Raw genomic sequence first — 17,088 nt, 5'->3', positions numbered from 1 at the left:
GCCCACTGCTGAGCCCACCGCTCAGCCGACCGCTCAGCCGACTGCTCAGCCCTCGGCCGAGCCGACCCGCACGCCGGCTCCCGCTCCGGCCGGCGCCGTTCCTCCGCGGACCGGCTCGGGACTCGCGAGCACCGGCGTCGAGACGGGCTGGACCGCCGCGGCGGCCCTCGCCCTGCTCGCCGGTGGAGCGCTCGCGCTCGGAGTGACGCGCCGCCGCCGCGACGCGCGCTGACACGCGCTGACGCGTCCCGCAGGCGCCCTCCGAGAGCACCGCTCCCGACACCGAGGACGCCCCCACCGGAAGCTAGTTCCCCGCCACCGGCGAGGGAACCCCGGACCGTCGGGGGAACCAGATGCATCTGGCTCCCTCGACAGGTCGGGGTTCCCTCGATGGCGGGACGCGTCAGCGCGTGTCAGCGCGCGTCGCGGCGGCGGCGCGTCACTCCGAGCGCGAGCGCTCCACCGGCGAGCAGGGCGAGGGCCGCCGCGGCGGTCCAGCCCGTCTCGACGCCGGTGCTCGCGAGTCCCGAGCCGGTCCGCGGAGGAACGGCGCCGGCCGGAGCGGGAGCCGGCGTGCGGGTCGGCTCGGCCGAGGGCTGAGCAGTCGGCTGAGCGGTCGGCTGAGCGGTGGGCTCAGCAGTGGGCTCAGCAGTGGGTGCGACCGTGGGTGCGACAGTGGGCTGCGCGGTCGGCGCCACCGTCGGCCCAGCAGTCGGCGCCACCGTCGGCGCAGGAGTCGGCACCGTCCCCGCCCCGAACAGGGACTCCGCGGAGCCGAGCGAGGCGAGCACCGTCTCGCCGTTCGCGTCGTCCACGCCGTCGTTGTCGGTCACCGCGAACACCTCGCCGGAGCCGGTGATCCCGAGGCCCTCGAGCTTCTCCTGGGTCCAGCCGTTCCCGGCCTGCAGTGCGGGCAGCACGTCGACCGCGAGGGTCTTCTCGAGCATCGGCAGCGTCTCGCCGACCGCCGCGCCGGCGCCCGTCGGCAGCGGCACCGTGTACACGGCCTTCAGCGCGGCGTCCGGCCCGTTGAGCTTGTCGCGCTCGATCACCGCGAGCGTGCCCGCGGGGGTCAGCGTGATCTCCGAGAGCCCGTTCCAGTCGCCGTCCGCACCGGACACGGCCTCCAGCGGGTAGCCGAAGAAGCTCCAGGTCCCGGCGGCGACGTCGTAGCGCCCGATCCGGACCACGCCCTCGGCGTCGATCGAGGCCTCGCGCTGCAGCGCCGTCCAGACGATCTCGCCGTCGGCGCCGTCCTCGACGGCCACTCCCTCGAAGCCCTGCTTGCCCAGTGCGGAGGCGAGCTCCGCGGGGAGGACGATCCGCTCGGTCACCGCGGCGTCCGCGTCGAGTCGCAGGAGCGCGTTGCCGTCGCCGGTCGCGCCCTCCGTCACGGCCCAGAAGCCTCCGTCGGCGCGCGCGGCGATCCCCTCCAGGTCCAGAGCGGCGGGCTCGCCGCCCTCGGTCACCGTGAGCGTCGTGTCGAGCAGCGCCGGCGAGACGGAGGTGTCGATGGAGTGGAGGGTGCTCGGCGCGTACGCGCTGTCGCTCACCGCGTACAGGCGCTCGGAGTCGGCCGGGTCGGTCGAGAGGCCCGAGAGCGCACCCCAGGGCAGCGGCGATCCGTCGACGTCGGCCGACAGCACGGTCGGGAACGCGGGGGCGGAGGCGCCGAGCGCGTAGAGCTGCACGCTCGCGCGGACGGCGGCCTCGGCGTCGTCGGTCTCGCTCGAGACGACCAGCAGATCGCGCTCGGGCAGGGCGAGCAGCCCCTCCGGGCCGGGAGTCGACGGCAGCGCCTGCACGAAGCGCGGGGCGGTCGGATCCGAGACGTCGTAGACGGCCACGAAGTTCGCCCGCTCGGCCCCGACGAACACGTAGGGCACGCCGTCGAAGGTCGCCGAGAGCAGACCCTCGGGCTCGGAGCCCTTGGCGTCGGAGCGCTTGTCCGGGTAGAGCCCGAGGCGCACCGCGAGGTGGTCGAAGGAGTTGCCGGCGTCCCACTGCACGGCCCCGGTCGCGGCGTCGAGGATCGACCAGCCGCGCGTGCCGCCCTTCCAGTCGCCCTCGTTCGCGATCGCGACGTGGTCGTCGCCGACCCAGCCGATCGCGTCGGGCTCGCGCGGGACGTCGGTGATCGAGCCGGTCAGCGAGATCGAGTCGTCGTCGAGCGTGTCGATGCCGCTGACGGAGGCGGTGCCCGCGGTGTAGGAGGCGGTGACGGAGCGCGTGGCCAGGTCGACGATCGCGACGGCGTTGTTCTCCTGCAGCGTCACGGCGACCGCGGTGTCGGCCGGGTTGATCGAGACGTACTCGGGCTCGGGGTCGGACGGGGTGTCGAGGCCGGCGAGACCGGTCAGGTCGACGTGCTCCGGCACCCAGCCGGCGGGATCGCCCGCGAGGTCCATCACCACGAGCTCGCCCGCGGGAGCCTGGGGCAGGTCGCCCTCCTCGCCGCCCTCGGGGGCGAGGTCCTCGTCGCGCTGGTTCTCGATCGCGATCACCGCGGTCGAGCCGTCGGTGGTCACGTCGATGGAGTCGGGCTGGCCGCCGAGCTCGATGCTGGCGACGGGCGCGAGGTCGTCGGCGTGCAGGACGCTGACGTGGCCGGAGGGGTTCGCGAAGTCGCCGTCGCTCGTGTCCACCACCGCGAGCACGTACTCGCCGGTCGCGTAGACCGAGGTCGGCTCGCCGCCTACGCCGACGCCGCCGAGCGGCTCCGGGGAGTCGGGGTCCGAGATGTCGAGGACGTTGATGCGCTGCCCGGCGGAGTCCGTCGAGTAGACCAGGCGACCGTCGGGCGACGCGCTCGAGATCTCGGCGACCGCGGCATCGACGGCAGGGTCGGCCGCGTTCAGGTAGGCCGGCACCGTGGCGATGCGGGTGAAGAAGGAGTCGCCCGCGGCGGAGGCGGGCAGGGCCGCGGCTCCGACGGTGCAGCCGGCGAGGGTCACGGTGAGGGCGAGGGCGGCGGTACGGGTGCGGGTGCGGGTACGGCGAGAGGACACGGGTCTCCTGAGCGGCTTCGAAGGAACCCGCTCACGCTGGCCGCCTCCGGTGAACGCTCCGCCGACCGCAGGTGTCCGCCCGGCGAACGCGCGGTGGCGGAGCCGCGACGCCGCCGGGCGGCGTCGTCAGCGCGCGAGGCCCGCCGCGGCCGAGCCCCAGGAGGCGAGGGCCGCGCGGACGCGCTCGTCGCGAGCGAGCGTCAGCGCCTCCGCGTACCCCTCCTCCAGCACCTCGTCGAGCCGCACCCGTGAGCCCGTCTCGGAGGAGCGGACCGCCGCCTCCACCATCGCGAGGCTCCGCACGTTCGAGTGCACCTCGCCCGAGGGCACCGCCCCCGAACCCAGCACCCGCACGAACTCCGCGAGCGAGCCCGCGATCTCCTCGGGCACCGGCTGGAGCGTGGCGGTCCGCACCGCCTCCGACTCGCGCGACTGCCACTCCGGGGCGCCGTCGCCGTCCCAGTGCGCGGTGCCGCCGGCTCCGTTCACGCGCCAGTCGCCGTTCCACGAGGTCTCGAGGCCGTCGGCGCACCAGCTGCCGGTGTAGCTGAAGCGCACTCCGCCGGCGAACTCGAACACGGCGCTCGCCGCTGCTCCGTCGGCGTACCAGCTCCAGCCCGGGTTGTACTCCTCGCAGTAGACCGCGACCGGGTCGCTGTCGAGCAGGTACCGCGCCGCGTCGAAGGCGTGGATCGCCATGTCGACCAGGAGCACGTGGTCCATCTCGTCGCGGAAGCCGCCGAAGCGGGGCGCCTTCGCGAAGTGCACGGAGGCGGTGCCCAGCTGCCCGAGTCCCGCGATCTGCTCGCGGAAGGCGGTGATCGCCGCGTAGTAGCGGCGCGACTGGCTGGTCATCAGGAGTCGGCCGGAGGCCTCGGCCGTCGCCGCGAGCACCAGCGCCTCGGCGATGGTCGGCGCGATCGGCTTCTCCGAGAGCACGGGCAGCCCGGCGAACAGCGCCTCCGAGCTGACGGGCAGGTGGGCCCGCGGCACGGTCACGTTGACCACGGCGTCGGCGCCGGAGCGCGCGGCGACCTCGGCGACGGAGGTGCCGACCGCGACCGGGCCGACCCCCTCCTCCTCCGCCGCCGCCGTGGCGAGGTCGACGTCGAGGTCGACCAGGCCGACGAGCTCGGCGTCCGGGGAGTCGCGGATGGTGCGGATCCAGGCGCGACCCATCGCGCCGGCGCCGACCTGGACGAGGCGGACCGTCATCGGACGAGCGCTCCCTCGTAGTCCTGGCCGTTGTGGAAGTCCTCGGTCTCGTAGCGCTGCAGCACCGGGAGGCGGCGCTCGGGGCGCGAGGAGCGCACCCACTCGACGCCGTTCGCGATCACGCGGCGCACCTCGGCCTGGTGGTAGACGGGGTAGTCCTGGTCGCCGGGGGAGAAGAAGAAGATGCGCCCGTGGCCGCGCTTCCAGGTCATGCCGGAGCGGAAGACCTCACCGCCTGTGAAGGTCGAGAGGAACACGAGCTCGTCGGGCGCCGGCACGTCGAAGAACTCGCCGTACATCTCCTGCTGGGGGATCACGAAGGGGTGCGGGATCCCCTGGGCGATGGGGTGCGTGGGGTCGATGGTCCAGACCAGCTCGCGGTCCTCCTCCGAGCGCCAGCGCAGCGTGCAGGTGGTGCCCATGAGCTTGCCGAAGATCTTCGACCAGTGGCCGGAGTGCAGGACGACGAGGCCCATGCCCGAGAGGACGTGGCGCTGGACGCGCTCGACGATCTCGTCGGAGACGTCGCCGTGGGCCATGTGGCCCCACCAGACCAGCACGTCGGTGGCGTCGAGGACGTCCTCGGTGAGGCCGTGCTCGGGCTCGTCGAGCGTGGTGGTGGAGACGGTGGCGCGCTCGCCGAGGTTCTCGCGGATGCCGTCGGCGATCGTGCTGTGCATGCCGTCGGGGTAGATCGCGCGGACCTTCTCCTCGATCTGCTCATGGCGGTTCTCGCCCCAGACGAGGACGCGGACGGGGGAGGAGGGTGTGGTCACGGTGTTCCTTCTTCGACGGTGGAGACGGTGCGGCAGTGGGGCGGCCCGACACGGGGTTAACCGCTTTACCGGCCGCGTCTCCTAGGATGCGGGAGACGTCCGCCCCGCGTCAACCACGGCCGGGCGGCGCGAGCGGAGGAGGCGCGGTGGCCACGATGAGGGACGTCGCGCGCCTCGCGGGGGTCTCGATCGCGACCGTGTCGTTCGTGGTCAACGACACCAAGCCCGTCTCGCCCGAGACCCGCGAGCGGGTGCGGGCGGCGATGCGCGAGCTCGGCTTCCGGCCGCACGCCCTGGCCCGCGCCCTCGCGCGGCGCCGCTCCGGGATCGTCGCGGTCGTCTATCCGCTCGTGTCGAGCCGGCCGCTCAACACCGCCACCTCGTTCCTGCTCGGAGCGGCCGAGGCCGCGGCGGAGCAGGACCACTCGATCGTCCTCTGGCCGACGGTCGGCGGATCTGACCGCCTCGCCGACCTGCGCGCCGACGGCCTGATCGACGGCGTCGTGCTGATGCAGGTCACCAGCGAGGACGAGCGCGTGCCGATTCTGCGCGACTCCGGCACCCCCTTCGCCCTGATCGGCCGCACCCGCGACCCGTCGGCCCTCGACTGGGTCGACATCGACTTCGAGGGGATGGTCGAGGAGGCGCTCGGCCGGCTCGCCGGTCTCGGGCACGCCCGGGTGGCGCTCGTGCTCGGCCCGGACCGCGACGCCGCGGCCGACTTCGGCCCCTACGCCCGCACGCAGGAGGCGTTCGCGCTCGCCTGCGCCGCCCGCGGCGTCGAGGGCGTGCTGCTGCGCTGCGAGGAGTCGCCCGCCGGCGGCCGCGCGCTCGCCCGCTCGTTCGACCCCGGCTCCGCGACCGCCGCGGTGATCGTCAACGGAGGCGCCGCCGTCGGGTTCGCGCACGAGGTGCGGCACCGCGGCCTGCGGGTGCCCGAGGACGTCTCGATCGTGCTGCTCGCCTCCGACCCCGACGTCGCCGACCTGGCCGACCCCGCGCTCGACCTGCTCGTCGCGCCCGGCCGCGAGCTCGGCCGCCGCGGAGTGGAGGCGCTGCTCGCCCGCCTCGCCGACCCCGCCGCGCCGCTCCTCCAGGAGCGCATCGGCGGCCCGTGGCGCCCCGGCGGCTCGGTCGCCCCTCCGCGCTGACGGCCGACGCCGGGAGACGCACCGGCAGCGGGCGCTACGGCACGATCGAGTCGATGTAGCCGCCGTCGACGCGCACGGCGGCGCCCGTGGTGGCCGAGGCGAGCGGGGAGGCGAGGTACGCCACCATGTGGGCGATCTCCTCCGGCTCGATGAGGCGCTTCAGCAGCGACTGCGGCCGGTGCAGGCGCATGAACTCGCGCTGCGCCTCCTCCCACGGTAGCTCGCGGTCGACCAGCTCGTAGACGAAGTCCTCGACGCCGCCCGTGTGGGTCGGCCCGGCGAGCACGCTGTTCACCGTCACCCCGGTGCCGGCGGCCGCCTTGGCGAAGCCGCGCGAGACGCCCAGCAGCGCCGTCTTCGACACTCCGTAGTGGATCATCTCGGCGGGCGTGACGACGGCGGAGTCGCTGCCGATGTAGAGGACGCGGCCCCACGCGCGCTCCATCATCCCGGGGAGGTAGGCGCGGGTGAGGCGCACGCCGGTGAGCACGTTGACCTCGAAGTAGCGGCGCCACTCGTCGTCGTCGATGGAGAGCGCATCGGCGGACCCGAAGATCCCGAGGTTGTTGACGAGCACGTCCACCTCGGCGGCCGCGCGCAGGAGGGAGGCCGTGCCCTTCTCCGTCGACACGTCGGCCGCGACTCCGCGCACCCGCGCCTCCGGCACCGCCACGCTGACGGCCTCGATCGCCCGGCGGATCGACCGCTCGGAGCGGGCGTTCACGATCACCTCGGCGCCCGCCTCCGCGAGCGTCGTCGCGATGGCCAGCCCGATGCCCTGCCCCGACCCCGTGACGAGGGCCGTGCGCCCGGTGAGATCCAACCCGATCATGCTGCTCCGCTCCGCGCCGCCGCCCGCCGGCCGCGCTCGGGGTCGAGCATGCCACCGAGCCCTGACATCCGGCCCACTCCCGGCTGAGGACGCCCGCGGGTCGCCGCGGCGTCGCTCGGAACGGCGGAGACCGTTGCCAACCGGACACTCGTGCGTTACGGTCTAACCAATCGGCAATACGTATTACCCATGGGTAACGGGCCGATGATCCAGACTGTCGACGAGGACGAGGCGGACGCGTGACCCCGATGCAAGCAGATGTCGCCGTGATCGGCGGCGGTCTCGGAGGAGTGGCGGCGGCGATCGCCCTCGCCCGCAACGGCCTCTCGGTCGTGCTGACCGAGCAGTACCCGTGGCTGGGCGGCCAGCTCACCTCGCAGGGCGTCCCGCCGGACGAGCACACCTGGGTCGAGCAGTTCGGAGTCACCGCCGACTACCGGCGCCTCCGCGACGGCATCCGCGGCTACTACCGCCGCAACTACCCCCTCACCGCCGAGGCGATGCGCGACGAGCGCCTGAATCCCGGCCGCGGACTCGTGAGCCGGCTCTGCGCCGAGCCCCGCGTCGCCGTCGCCGTGCTCGACGAGATGCTCGCCCCCTATCGCTCGAGCGGAGCGATCCGCGTCGTCACCGGCGTCGTCCCCTTCGCCGTCGACGGCGGCCCGGGCAGGATCGAGCGCGTCCTGCTGCGCGACGCGGTCTCGGGCGAGGAGCTCGCCGTCTCCGGGCGGTACGTGGTCGACGCGACCGAGACGGGGGAGCTGCTCCCGCTCGCGGAGGTCGACTACGTCACGGGCTCCGAGTCGCGCGACGAGCACGGCGAGCCCAGCGCTCCCGCCGTCGCCGACCCGATGAACGTGCAGGCCGTCACCTGGTGCTTCGGCTTCGACAGCGCGGACGGCGACCACACCATCGAGCGCCCGGCCGACTACGACTACTGGCACGAGTACGAGGTGCCCTTCTGGGGCGGGAAGCTGCTGTCCTTCACCGCGCCCAACCCGAGGACGCTGCGCCCCGAGACCCGCACGATGCACGTGAACGCCGTGGGCGACACCCGCACCGCGGACCAGCGCGCGCAGGGCGGGGACACCGACCTCTGGATGTTCCGCCGCATCCTCGCGACCGAGACCCTCCGGCCGGGCGCGCTCGACAGCGACATCGTGCTCGCGAACTGGCCGATGCTCGACTACCTCGACAGCTCGATCCTCGACGTGCCGGAGCCGGAGAAGCACCTCGCCGGCGCCCGCGCGCTCTCGCTGTCGTACTTCTACTGGCTCCAGACCGAGGCGCCCCGTCCCGACGGCGGCCGCGGCTGGCCCGGTCTCCGGCTCCGCGGCGACGTGATGGGCACCGCCGACGGCCTCGCGCAGGCCCCCTACATCCGCGAGTCCCGCCGGATCCGCGCGCTCACCACGGTGCGCGAGCAGGACGTCTCCGTCGCCGCCCGCGGGACGGGGAGCCCCGCGCGCTTCGACGACTCCGTGGGCGTGGGAATGTACCGGATCGACCTGCACCCGACCACCGGGGGCGACAACTACCTCGACGTGGAGTGCTCGCCGTTCGAGATCCCGCTCGGCGCCCTCGTCCCGCGCACCCCGACGAACCTGCTGCCCGGGGGCAAGAACATCGGGACGACGCACATCACCAACGGCGCGTACCGCCTCCACCCCGTGGAGTGGAACATCGGCGAGGCCGTCGGCGAGCTGGCGGCCCTCGCCCTCGCCGAGGACCTGTCGCCCCACGAGATCGCCGCCGACCCCGCCCTCGTCGCCCGCCTGCAGGCGAGGCTCGAGTCGCGCGGCGTAGAGACCCACTGGCCCGACGTCGTCGGGTACTGACCGGGAACACCGAGAAGACCATTGGAGAAAGAGAGACGATGAGACCAGCGAAGAAGCTGATGGCCTCGCTCGCCGCAGTCGGAGTGATCGCCGCCCTCTCGGGCTGCGGCGCCGCCGGCGGCGGGGACGACTCAGCACCCGTCGCTCTGAGGATGTCCGTCTGGACCTCCGACGAGAAGCAGCTCGCCCTGTTCGACTCGATGGCCGACGAGTACATCGCCGACCACCCCGAGATCGAGTCCGTGACCTTCGAGTCCCTCCCGTTCGCGGACTACAACTCGACGCTGACCACGCAGGCCGCGGGCGGCAACGCCCCCGACCTCGCCTGGGTGGGCGACATCGCGAAGGACCTGATCGACGCCGGAGCGCTCGCTCCGCTGACCGAGACCTTCGAGGGGACCGAGGGCTACGAGTACGACGACATCCTGCCCAGCGTGGCGCAGTCGTTCAGCCAGGACGGCGAGCTCTACGCGTACCCGTTCTCGAACTCGCCGTTCGCGCTGTACGTGAACCAGGACCTCATCGCGCAGGCCGGGCAGACCGTCGACCCCGCGACCCTCAGCTGGGAGGACGTCGACCGCATCGGCGCGGCCGTCAACGAGTCGACCGGCAAGGCCGGCTACATCATCCGCGACTTCGACTTCTCGGGCTGGCTGAGCCTCGCGAACCTCTGGGCGGGCTGGGGAGCCCAGCCGTGGAGCGATGACGGGACCCAGTGCACGATGGACTCGCCCGAGATGGTGGAGGCGTTCCAGTTCTTCCACGACTCGGTCTACGTCAGCGGCGCGACCCCCGGGCCCGGCGTGACGGCGGACTTCTTCGCCGGCGACGCCGCGTTCACGACCGCGCAGGTCTCGCGCGCGAGCCTGCTCGACGGCTCGTTCCCGTTCGAGATCTACCCGCTGCCCGTCGGCCCCGCCGGCGAGTACGGCAACATCGGCCAGGCAGGCATGGCCGCGCTCGCGGGCGGCGACCACGTGGAGGAGGCGACCGGCTTCCTCTCGTTCATGACCAATCCGGAGAACTCCGCCAAGCTCGCGCAGTTCTTCCCGCCGCCCCGCGAATCGCTGCTGTCCGGCGAGGAGCTGGCCAAGGTCAACACGAAGCTCAGCGCCGAGCAGCTCGACCGCGTCGTGGTCGACGAGCTGGCCGACGTGTCCGCCACCCCTCCGGTGACGAGCCCCGCCGAGATCACCTCGGTCGGCAAGACGGCGCTGGACCGCATGTGGTCGGCCGACGCTGACGTCGCCGAGGTGCTCGGAGGCGTCTGCGACGCCATCGCGCCCGTCCTCCAGGGGAAGTGATCCCGTGACCGCGACCTCGACGGACAGCCGCCGATCCGCTCCCACCGGCGCCTACTGGAACCTCCGGCGCCGCGACGCGCTCGCCGGCTGGCTCTTCATCGCGCCCCAGCTGCTCGGTGTGATCGTGTTCGTGCTGCTGCCCGTCGGGCTCGCGGTCTGGTTCAGCCTCAACGAGTGGAACGTCTTCACCGGCTCCATGACCTTCGTGGGCGGCGAGAACTACGAGCGGGCGATCAACGACCCGAGCATCGGCGCGGTCCTCGGCACGACCGCGGTCTTCTCCGGGGGAGTGGTGATCCTGAACCTCGCCCTCGGGCTGGGCCTGGCCGTGCTGCTCAACCGGAGGATCCCGGGCGGCGCCCTGTTCCGCACGCTCTTCTTCTCGCCCGTCGTCATCTCGGTGGTCGCCTGGACCCTCGTCTGGGGCTTCCTCCTCCAGGACAACGGCGCGATCAACGGCCTGCTCTCGCTGGTCGGCCTCGACGGGCCGAACTGGCTCCAGGAGGGGCCCACCGCGATGGCGAGCGTCATCGTCACGCAGGTCATCCGCAGCGTCGGCGTCAACATGGTGCTCTTCCTCGCCGCGCTGCAGGGAGTGCCGGGCGACCTCTACGAGGCGGCCCGCCTCGACGGCGCGAGCCCCCGCGCGATCTTCTTCCGGATCACGCTCCCGCTCATCTCGCCCACGCTGCTCCTCACCGCCATCCTCACGATCGTCGGCTCGCTGCAGGCGTTCGCGCAGGTCGCCGTCCTGACCGAGGGCGGGCCCGAGCTGTCGACGACAGTGCTCGTCTACTACGTGTTCCAACAGGCCTTCGAGTTCAGCGACATCGGCTACGGCGCGACGCTCTCGCTGATGCTGCTCCTCTTCGTCCTGATCCTCACGGTCGTGCAGTGGCAGCTGCGCAAGAAATGGGTCTTCTATGAGAACTGACGCCGTCGTCGAGCAGGGGACCCCGCTCACGCCACGCCTCGAAGCCGTCCCGGAGCCGCCGGTCAAGCGCCGCCGCGGCCGCAGCCCGCTCATGACCGCTCTGCTCGTCGTGACCCTGATCCTGCTCGTGCTGCCGTTCGCGGTGCCGACGTTCTGGATGATCGCCTCGTCGTTCAAGCCGGTGAACGAGATCTTCTCCAACCCGCCGACCCTGCTGCCGGACTCGCCGAGCCTGGCGGGCTACGCCGAGGCGTTCAGGTTCCAGCCGTTCGCGCTCCAGTACTGGAACAGCCTCTACATCGCGGTCACGGTCACCGTGGTGACGCTGCTGGTGTCGAGCCTGGCCGGCTACGCCTTCGCGCGGATCCCGTTCCCGGGACGCAATGCGGTGTTCCTCGTCGTCCTCACCGGCCTGCTGGTGCCGACGGAGGTGACGATCATCCCGCTGTTCCAGATCTTCCGGCAGCTCGGCTTCATCGACACCCACGTGCCGCTGCTGCTGGTGCCGATGGTCGGAGCGCCGGCGGTGCTGGGCACGTTCATCATGCGGCAGTACTTCATCGCGATGCCCGGCGAGCTGGAGGAGGCCGCGCGGCTGGACGGCCTCGGCCGCTTCGGGATCTGGCGGCGCATCTTCCTGCCGCTGTCCAAGCCCGCGCTGTCGGCCGTCGCCATCCTGACCTTCCTCGGGTCCTGGAACATGTACCTCGAGCCGACGGTCTACCTGACCTCGCCCGAGCTCTTCACCCTGCCCCAGGCGCTCACCCGCTTCACCGACGCCTACGGCGGGGAGATGTGGGACGTCCAGCTCGCCGCGGCGACGATGACGGTCGTGCCCGTGCTGGCCGTGTTCCTCCTCGCTCAGCGGCAGTTCGTGGAAGGGCTCGCGCACTCCGGTCTGAAAGGCTGACCCGGTGTTCACGGATCGCCCCCTCGCCGCTCTCCGCGAGTTCCAGGCGGAGGTCGCGGAGCCCGAGGACTTCGACGCCTTCTGGCGGGCCACCCTCGCGCTCGGGCGGGAGGGCGGCCCCGCCGTCAGCGCCGCTCCGGTGGACGCGGGCCTCCCGCTGGTCCGCGTCCGGGACGTGCGGTTCCCCGGCTTCGCGGGCGAGCCGATCGCCGCCTGGCTCGTGACCCCCGCGGTCGACCCGGGCGCTCCGCTCCCCGTGGTGATCGAGTACCCCGGCTACGGGAGTGGACGGGGCCGGCCGATCGAGCACCTCTGGGTCGCCGCCGCCGGGTTCGCGCACCTGGTCGTCGACGCGCGCGGCCAGGGAGCCGGCCGCCTCGCCCGCTCCGGAGCCACTCCCGACCCCCACGGCAGCGGACCCGCGTACCCCGGGGTCACCACCCGCGGCATCGAGTCGCCCGAGACGTACTACTACCGGCGCCTGATCGCGGACGCGGCGCTCGCCGTCGACGCCGTGGAGGCGCTCCCCGGGCTGGACCCGGATCGCGTGGCGGTCTTCGGCGGCAGCCAGGGCGGAGCGCTCGCGACCGCGGCGGCGGCGCTGCGACCCCGGGTCCGCGCGGCGATCGCCCTGGTGCCGTTCCTCTCCGACGTCCTGCGTGCCACGACCATCACGAACGAGGCGCCGTACGTGGAGATCGCGCGTTATCTGGCGACCCGCCCCGAGGACCTCGCCGCCGTCGAGCGGACCCTCTCCTACGTCGACGGCGTCCACTTCTCGCAGCGGCTGCGCTGCCGGGTGCACCGCTCGGTCGGCCTGATGGACCCGATCTGCCCGCCCTCGACGGTCTTCGCCGCCCACAACGTCTCGGGCGGCGAGATGTCGATCGACGTCTGGCCGTACAGCGGTCACGAGGGCGGCGGGACCGGCGACCGGGAGCGGGCACTGGAGGTGCTGCGCGAGGCACTGGGGTGACCGGTCGGGCGTGACCCCGCGTCTCAGGGCGCCGGCGCCTCCTCCATCCCCAGCCGCATCGCCAGCTCCATCGCGCGCAGGCGGGCCGGCGAGACGTCGTAGGGCAGGCTCCGGATGATCTCGCCGGCGCTCCTGGCGCGCGAGCCCTGCGCGGGATCGGGGGCCGGCGCGGGGTCCTCGGGCGGGTGCGCCTCGTCCCACGCGTCGAAGACCGCCTCGTCCTCCTCGAACTGACCGGACTCCTCGACGACGCGCATCAGCCGGGTCTCGAAGGCGTACCGCTCCCGCGCCACCAGCTCCACGCGGGGGTCGTCCACGGCGACCGTGTCGTCGAGTGCCTCCTCGGCGGCGTCGACGCGGTCGGCCTCCGCCCGCAGCGCCGGATCGGCGGCCAGGACGACGAAGCGGCCGGCCTGGGAGACGGCGCCCAGCGGGCCGAACATCCGCTCGGTGACCAGCAGGGTGTCGAGGTCGGCCTGGCGGAGCGAGCCCTCGGGCGCGCCCTCGAGGCGGCGCGAGACGATGTCGTCGAGCAGCCCCAGCCGGCCGCCGAGGGTCAGCATGCGCCGCACTGAGGCCCGCTTCCGCTGCAGATCCTCCTCCTGCGCGGCGAGCGCGTCGTCCAGCCGCGCGAGGACACCCGCGACCTCGTCCTCGCGGTCGGCGCTGCTCTCGGCGCCGGCCGGGGCTGCGACGGCGAAGGCGTCCCGGATGTCCTCGAGTGCGACCCCGGCGTCGGCCAGGCGGCGGATCCAGAGCAGCCGGATGATGTCGTCGTAGCCGTACCGTCGACGGCCGTCGCCGCCCCGCTCGCGCTCGGGGAGCAGGCCGAGCCGGTGGTAGTGGCGGATCGCCCGCGGAGTGACGGCGGCGAACGCGGCCGCGTCGCCGATCTGCACCTGGCGGGGCGGGGCGGGGAACGGCTGCATGAGGGACCTCTCCGATCGGGACGGTGTGCATCGAGCAGACCACATGACGCAGGGGCAGGAGCAAGCCGCCCGGCCTGCTCCCGCCCCTGCGTCTCCCGCGCTCAGCGCGCCAGGCGCACCGTCGCGATCTCGAACGGGCGCAGCTCGAGCCGCACGCCGGCCGACTCCGCCTCGACGGAGCTCTCGATGCGGACCTGCTCGGTCGGGCGCTCCATCAGGTCGGTGCGGGTGACCGCCCGGACGGCGAAGGCGGCGCGGAGAGTCGCCGTGGCGCGGCGGCCGAGCGACTCATAGAGCCGCACGATCACATCACCGCTCCCGTCGTCCGCCGCCTTCACGGCCTCGACGATCACCGAGGGGTCGTCGATCGACACCAGGGGAGCGACGGGCGAGGCGCCGGTGAGCCTGCGGACCGGGGTGTTCAGCGCGTATCCGGCCTCGACGGCGTCGGGCAGCTCTGCGCCGACCACGAGCGAGACGGCGAGGCGGTGGCGGCCCTGGTCGGCGTCCGGGTCGGGGAACAGCGGCGCGCGCAGGAGCGAGAGCCGGACCGTGGTCGTCGGGGTGCCGGCCGCGGCGCGGTCGCGGGTGATGTCGTGCCCGTAGGTGGAGTCGTTGACGACCGCGACGCCGAAGCCCGGCTCGCCGACGTGCACCCAGCGGTGCGCGACGGTCTCGAAGCGGGCGGCATCCCACGTCGTGTTCACGTGGGTCGGGCGGTGCACGTGGCCGAACTGGATCTCGGACGTCGCCCGATCCGAGAGCAGGTCGAGCGGGAAGGCGAGCTTGAGCAGCTTCCGGCGCTCGTGCCAGTCGATGTCGAGGTCGAGGTCGACGGCGGCCCGGCCGATCTGCAGCGAGACCGTCTGCACGACCGTGGAGCCGCCGAACGAGCGGGTGATCACGACCGCCGGGACCTCGCGGCCGAGCGGGTCGGCCACGGTGTCGGCGCGGACCGAGTCGACGCCGACGAGGTCCTCCACCGTGCGGCGGTAGTTGTCGTCGAGGTCCCAGGCGTCCCACTTGTTCGGGGTGTCGCGGTGGAGCTGGAGGAGCCCCGCGGCGTCGCCGGCGGGCACGACCTCCCGGCCGCTCGCCAGGTCCACGACCGACTCGAGGAGCCCGGAGGCGCCGATCCGCACGCGGACGAGCCCGTTGTCGAGGACGTGGGCGTCGCCGTCGGAGCGGAGCGTCGGAGCCGAGTGCTCCTCGGCCGGGTCGGCCGCGGCCGCACCGAGCGCGGGCGCGCCCCCGACGGCGAAGGGGGAGGAGTTCACCAGCAGCTCCGCGGAGCCCTCGCCGGCGACAGCCCGGACGGCCTCGGCGATCATCTCCTCGATCCGCTGCGCGATGCGGGCGTAGTTCTCCTCCGCCTCGCGGTGCACCCAGGCGATGGAGGTGCCGGGCAGGATGTCGTGGAACTGCTGCAGGAGGACCGTCCGCCACATCTCGCGCAACTCGTCGGCCGGGTACGGCACACCGGCGCGGACGAGGGCCGTGGTCGCCCACAGCTCGATCTCGCGGAGCAGGTGCTCGCTGCGCCGGTTGCCCTGCTTGGTGCGCGCCTGCGACGTGTAGGTGCCGCGGTGGAACTCGAGGTAGAGCTCGCCCGACCAGGTGGGCGCGTCCGGGTACTCGGCCTGCGCCTCCTCGAAGAAGCGGCGGGGCGTGGAGAGCTCGACGGTCGGCGAGCCCTCGAGGCTGCGCGTGCGGCGGGCGGCCGCGATCATCTCGCGGTTGGGGCCTCCTCCGCCGTCGCCGTAGCCGAAGGGCACGAGCGACATGGTGCCGCTGCCCTTCTCGGCGTACTGGCGCTCGGCGCGGGCGAGGTCCTCGCCGGAGAGGTCGGAGTTGTAGAGGTCGACGGGCGGGAAGTGCGTGAACACGCGGGTGCCGTCGATGCCCTCCCACCAGAAGGTGTGGTGGGGCATCGTGTTGGTCTCGTTCCACGAGATCTTCTGCGTGAGGAACCAGCGCCCGCCCGCCCCGGCGATGATCTGCGGCAGCGCGGCGGAGTAGCCGAAGGAGTCCGGGAGCCAGACCTCCTCCGTGTCGATCCCGAACTCGTCGAGGAAGAAGCGCTTGCCCTCGAGCAGCTGGCGCACGAGCGCCTCGCCGCCGGGCATGTTCGTGTCCGACTCGACCCACATCCCGCCGACCGGCACGAAGCGGCCCGCGAGCACATGGCCGCGGACGCGCTCGAACAGCTCCGGGTGGTCGCGCTTCAGCCACGCGTACTGCTGCGCGGAGGAGGCGGCGAAGACGAAGCCCTCCTCGCGCTCGATCAGGTCGCAGACGTTCGAGAACGTGCGGGCCACCTTGCGGGCGGTCTCGCGGGCGGGCCAGAGCCAGGCGGAGTCGATGTGGGCGTGGCCGACGGCGTGCAGGTGGTGCGCGCTGGCCGAGGCGGGGCGCTCGAGGACCGTCCGCAGCGCCTCCCGGCCGGCGGCGGCGGTGCCGGAGACGTCGTCCGGATCGAGGACGTCGACGGCGCGGTCGAGGGCGCGCACGATCTCGGCGCGGCGCTGGGAGGACTCGGACAGCTGCCCGATCAGCCCGACGAGCACGGCCATGTCCTGCTCCAGCTCCCAGACCTCCCGGTCGAGCAGACCGAGCTCGAGGCGGCGGAGGCGGTAGAGCGGGTCGGACGGCAGGGCGCCGTCGGCGGGGCGGCCGCCGAGCGCCGTGGGGGTGAAGGACCAGTCTCCGGTGATGTTCGGGTTGGCGGCGGCCTCGATGTAGAGCTCGACCGTGCGGTCACCCGCCTCGCGGCCGGGCAGCCGGTCGAGCGGGACCGACTGGTTGAACGGCTCGACCGCCTTCACGACCGTGCCGGTCGTGGTGAAGACGAGCCCCTCCGCCTCGAAGCCGGACTGGGCGCCGGTGTAGCCGAGGTCGACGACGAGCTCGGGCTCGCAGCCCTCGACGCCGACCCACGAGGCGGGGATCTCGCCGCGCACGTGGAACCAGACGGTGCCCCACGGGGCGCCCCACGGCTCCCCGATGCGGGCGGGCGCGTAGGACGCGCCCCGCGCCTGGTCGAAGGGGACCGGCTCGCCCGGAGCGGTCCACGACTCGATCCCGAGCGGCTCGACCGCCCGGTGGATCGCCGGCCGGAGGCTCTCGGCGCGGACGCGGGCGATGCGGGCTTCGATGCGGGTGCTGTCGTCATGCATGCGTTCTGGTGCTCGTTCCGTGTGCGGTGGGGGGAGGCG

Annotated in this window: 13 protein-coding genes; 7 read left to right on the top strand and 6 right to left on the bottom strand. The window is 73.2% G+C overall.

Annotated elements, in window-relative coordinates; genetic code table 11:
• The coding region (locus C5C24_RS14295) for a PT domain-containing protein (protein WP_146082635.1) at positions 1 to 232 on the top strand (232 nt) is incomplete at its 5' end.
• A 181-nt stretch (positions 233 to 413) separates the two neighbouring features.
• Here C5C24_RS14295 and C5C24_RS14290 read toward each other — a convergent pair.
• The 3 genes from C5C24_RS14290 to C5C24_RS14280 all read right to left on the bottom strand — a co-directional run bounded on the left by C5C24_RS14290 (position 414) and on the right by C5C24_RS14280 (position 4,999).
• On the bottom strand, positions 414 to 3,008 hold the full coding sequence (locus C5C24_RS14290; RefSeq protein ID WP_146082634.1) for an esterase-like activity of phytase family protein: 2,595 nt from the start codon (positions 3,006 to 3,008) through the stop codon (positions 414 to 416).
• 126 nt (positions 3,009 to 3,134) lie between these two features.
• Positions 3,135 to 4,223 carry a Gfo/Idh/MocA family protein gene (locus C5C24_RS14285; protein WP_104282120.1) on the bottom strand — a complete coding sequence of 363 codons (1,089 nt, stop codon included), beginning with the start codon at positions 4,221 to 4,223 and terminating at the stop codon, positions 3,135 to 3,137.
• Positions 4,220 to 4,999, bottom strand: coding sequence for a ThuA domain-containing protein (locus C5C24_RS14280; RefSeq protein ID WP_104277535.1), 780 nt, complete (start codon positions 4,997 to 4,999; stop codon positions 4,220 to 4,222). Before C5C24_RS14280 ends, C5C24_RS14285 begins: the two co-directional genes overlap by 4 nt.
• 155 nt (positions 5,000 to 5,154) lie before the next feature.
• Here C5C24_RS14280 and C5C24_RS14275 point away from each other — a divergent pair, with 155 nt between their 5' ends.
• Positions 5,155 to 6,150: a LacI family DNA-binding transcriptional regulator gene (locus C5C24_RS14275; protein WP_258065274.1), complete on the top strand. Its 996-nt coding sequence runs from the start codon at positions 5,155 to 5,157 to the stop codon at positions 6,148 to 6,150.
• A gap of 34 nt (positions 6,151 to 6,184) precedes the next feature.
• Here the strand turns inward: C5C24_RS14275 and C5C24_RS14270 are convergent, their stop codons facing one another.
• Entirely contained in the window at positions 6,185 to 6,979 is a 795-nt protein-coding gene (locus tag C5C24_RS14270; RefSeq protein ID WP_104305288.1) for an SDR family NAD(P)-dependent oxidoreductase, read from the bottom strand.
• 251 nt (positions 6,980 to 7,230) lie between these two features.
• Here C5C24_RS14270 and C5C24_RS14265 point away from each other — a divergent pair, with 251 nt between their 5' ends.
• The 5 genes from C5C24_RS14265 to C5C24_RS14245 are packed head-to-tail and all read left to right on the top strand — an operon-like array spanning position 7,231 to position 12,944.
• Entirely contained in the window at positions 7,231 to 8,820 is a 1,590-nt protein-coding gene (locus C5C24_RS14265; RefSeq protein WP_104305287.1) for an FAD-dependent oxidoreductase, read from the top strand.
• 38 nt (positions 8,821 to 8,858) lie between these two features.
• The gene (locus tag C5C24_RS14260) at positions 8,859 to 10,124 is read left to right on the top strand and encodes a sugar ABC transporter substrate-binding protein (RefSeq protein ID WP_104277533.1); all 1,266 of its coding nucleotides are present in this window, start codon (positions 8,859 to 8,861) and stop codon (positions 10,122 to 10,124) included.
• A gap of 4 nt (positions 10,125 to 10,128) precedes the next feature.
• Positions 10,129 to 11,058: a carbohydrate ABC transporter permease gene (locus C5C24_RS14255; protein ID WP_104282119.1), complete on the top strand. Its 930-nt coding sequence runs from the start codon at positions 10,129 to 10,131 to the stop codon at positions 11,056 to 11,058.
• Positions 11,048 to 11,968 (top strand): carbohydrate ABC transporter permease, encoded by a 921-nt coding sequence (locus tag C5C24_RS14250; protein WP_244229554.1) that lies wholly within the window; start codon positions 11,048 to 11,050, stop codon positions 11,966 to 11,968. Before C5C24_RS14255 ends, C5C24_RS14250 begins: the two co-directional genes overlap by 11 nt.
• Positions 11,969 to 11,972: 4 nt before the next feature.
• Positions 11,973 to 12,944 carry an acetylxylan esterase gene (locus tag C5C24_RS14245; RefSeq protein ID WP_104305284.1) on the top strand — a complete coding sequence of 324 codons (972 nt, stop codon included), beginning with the start codon at positions 11,973 to 11,975 and terminating at the stop codon, positions 12,942 to 12,944.
• 23 nt (positions 12,945 to 12,967) lie between these two features.
• Here C5C24_RS14245 and C5C24_RS14240 read toward each other — a convergent pair whose 3' ends face one another.
• Positions 12,968 to 13,873, bottom strand: a complete 906-nt coding sequence (locus tag C5C24_RS14240) for a MerR family transcriptional regulator (protein WP_104305283.1) — start codon at positions 13,871 to 13,873, stop codon at positions 12,968 to 12,970.
• A 101-nt stretch (positions 13,874 to 13,974) separates the two neighbouring features.
• Entirely contained in the window at positions 13,975 to 17,049 is a 3,075-nt protein-coding gene (locus C5C24_RS14235; RefSeq protein WP_104305282.1) for a glycoside hydrolase family 38 C-terminal domain-containing protein, read from the bottom strand.
• Between the last annotated feature and the right edge of the window lie 39 nt (positions 17,050 to 17,088).

It is taken from the genome of Rathayibacter sp. AY2B3 (assembly GCF_002931755.1).
Taxonomy (GTDB): domain Bacteria; phylum Actinomycetota; class Actinomycetes; order Actinomycetales; family Microbacteriaceae; genus Rathayibacter.
This window is presented reverse-complemented; position numbering and strand designations above follow the sequence as displayed.

What these genes read in the sequence shown, in the direction of transcription:
- C5C24_RS14285 (WP_104282120.1), bottom strand. Translation starts at nt 4,223, where the DNA reads ATGACGGTCCGCCTCGTCCAGGTCGGCGCCGGCGCGATGGGTCGCGCC.
- C5C24_RS14275 (WP_258065274.1), top strand. Translation starts at nt 5,155, where the DNA reads ATGAGGGACGTCGCGCGCCTCGCGGGGGTCTCGATCGCGACCGTGTCG.
- C5C24_RS14265 (WP_104305287.1), top strand. Translation starts at nt 7,231, where the DNA reads ATGCAAGCAGATGTCGCCGTGATCGGCGGCGGTCTCGGAGGAGTGGCG.
- C5C24_RS14260 (WP_104277533.1), top strand. Translation starts at nt 8,859, where the DNA reads ATGAGACCAGCGAAGAAGCTGATGGCCTCGCTCGCCGCAGTCGGAGTG.
- C5C24_RS14250 (WP_244229554.1), top strand. Translation starts at nt 11,048, where the DNA reads ATGAGAACTGACGCCGTCGTCGAGCAGGGGACCCCGCTCACGCCACGC.
- C5C24_RS14240 (WP_104305283.1), bottom strand. Translation starts at nt 13,873, where the DNA reads ATGCAGCCGTTCCCCGCCCCGCCCCGCCAGGTGCAGATCGGCGACGCG.
- C5C24_RS14235 (WP_104305282.1), bottom strand. Translation starts at nt 17,049, where the DNA reads ATGCATGACGACAGCACCCGCATCGAAGCCCGCATCGCCCGCGTCCGC.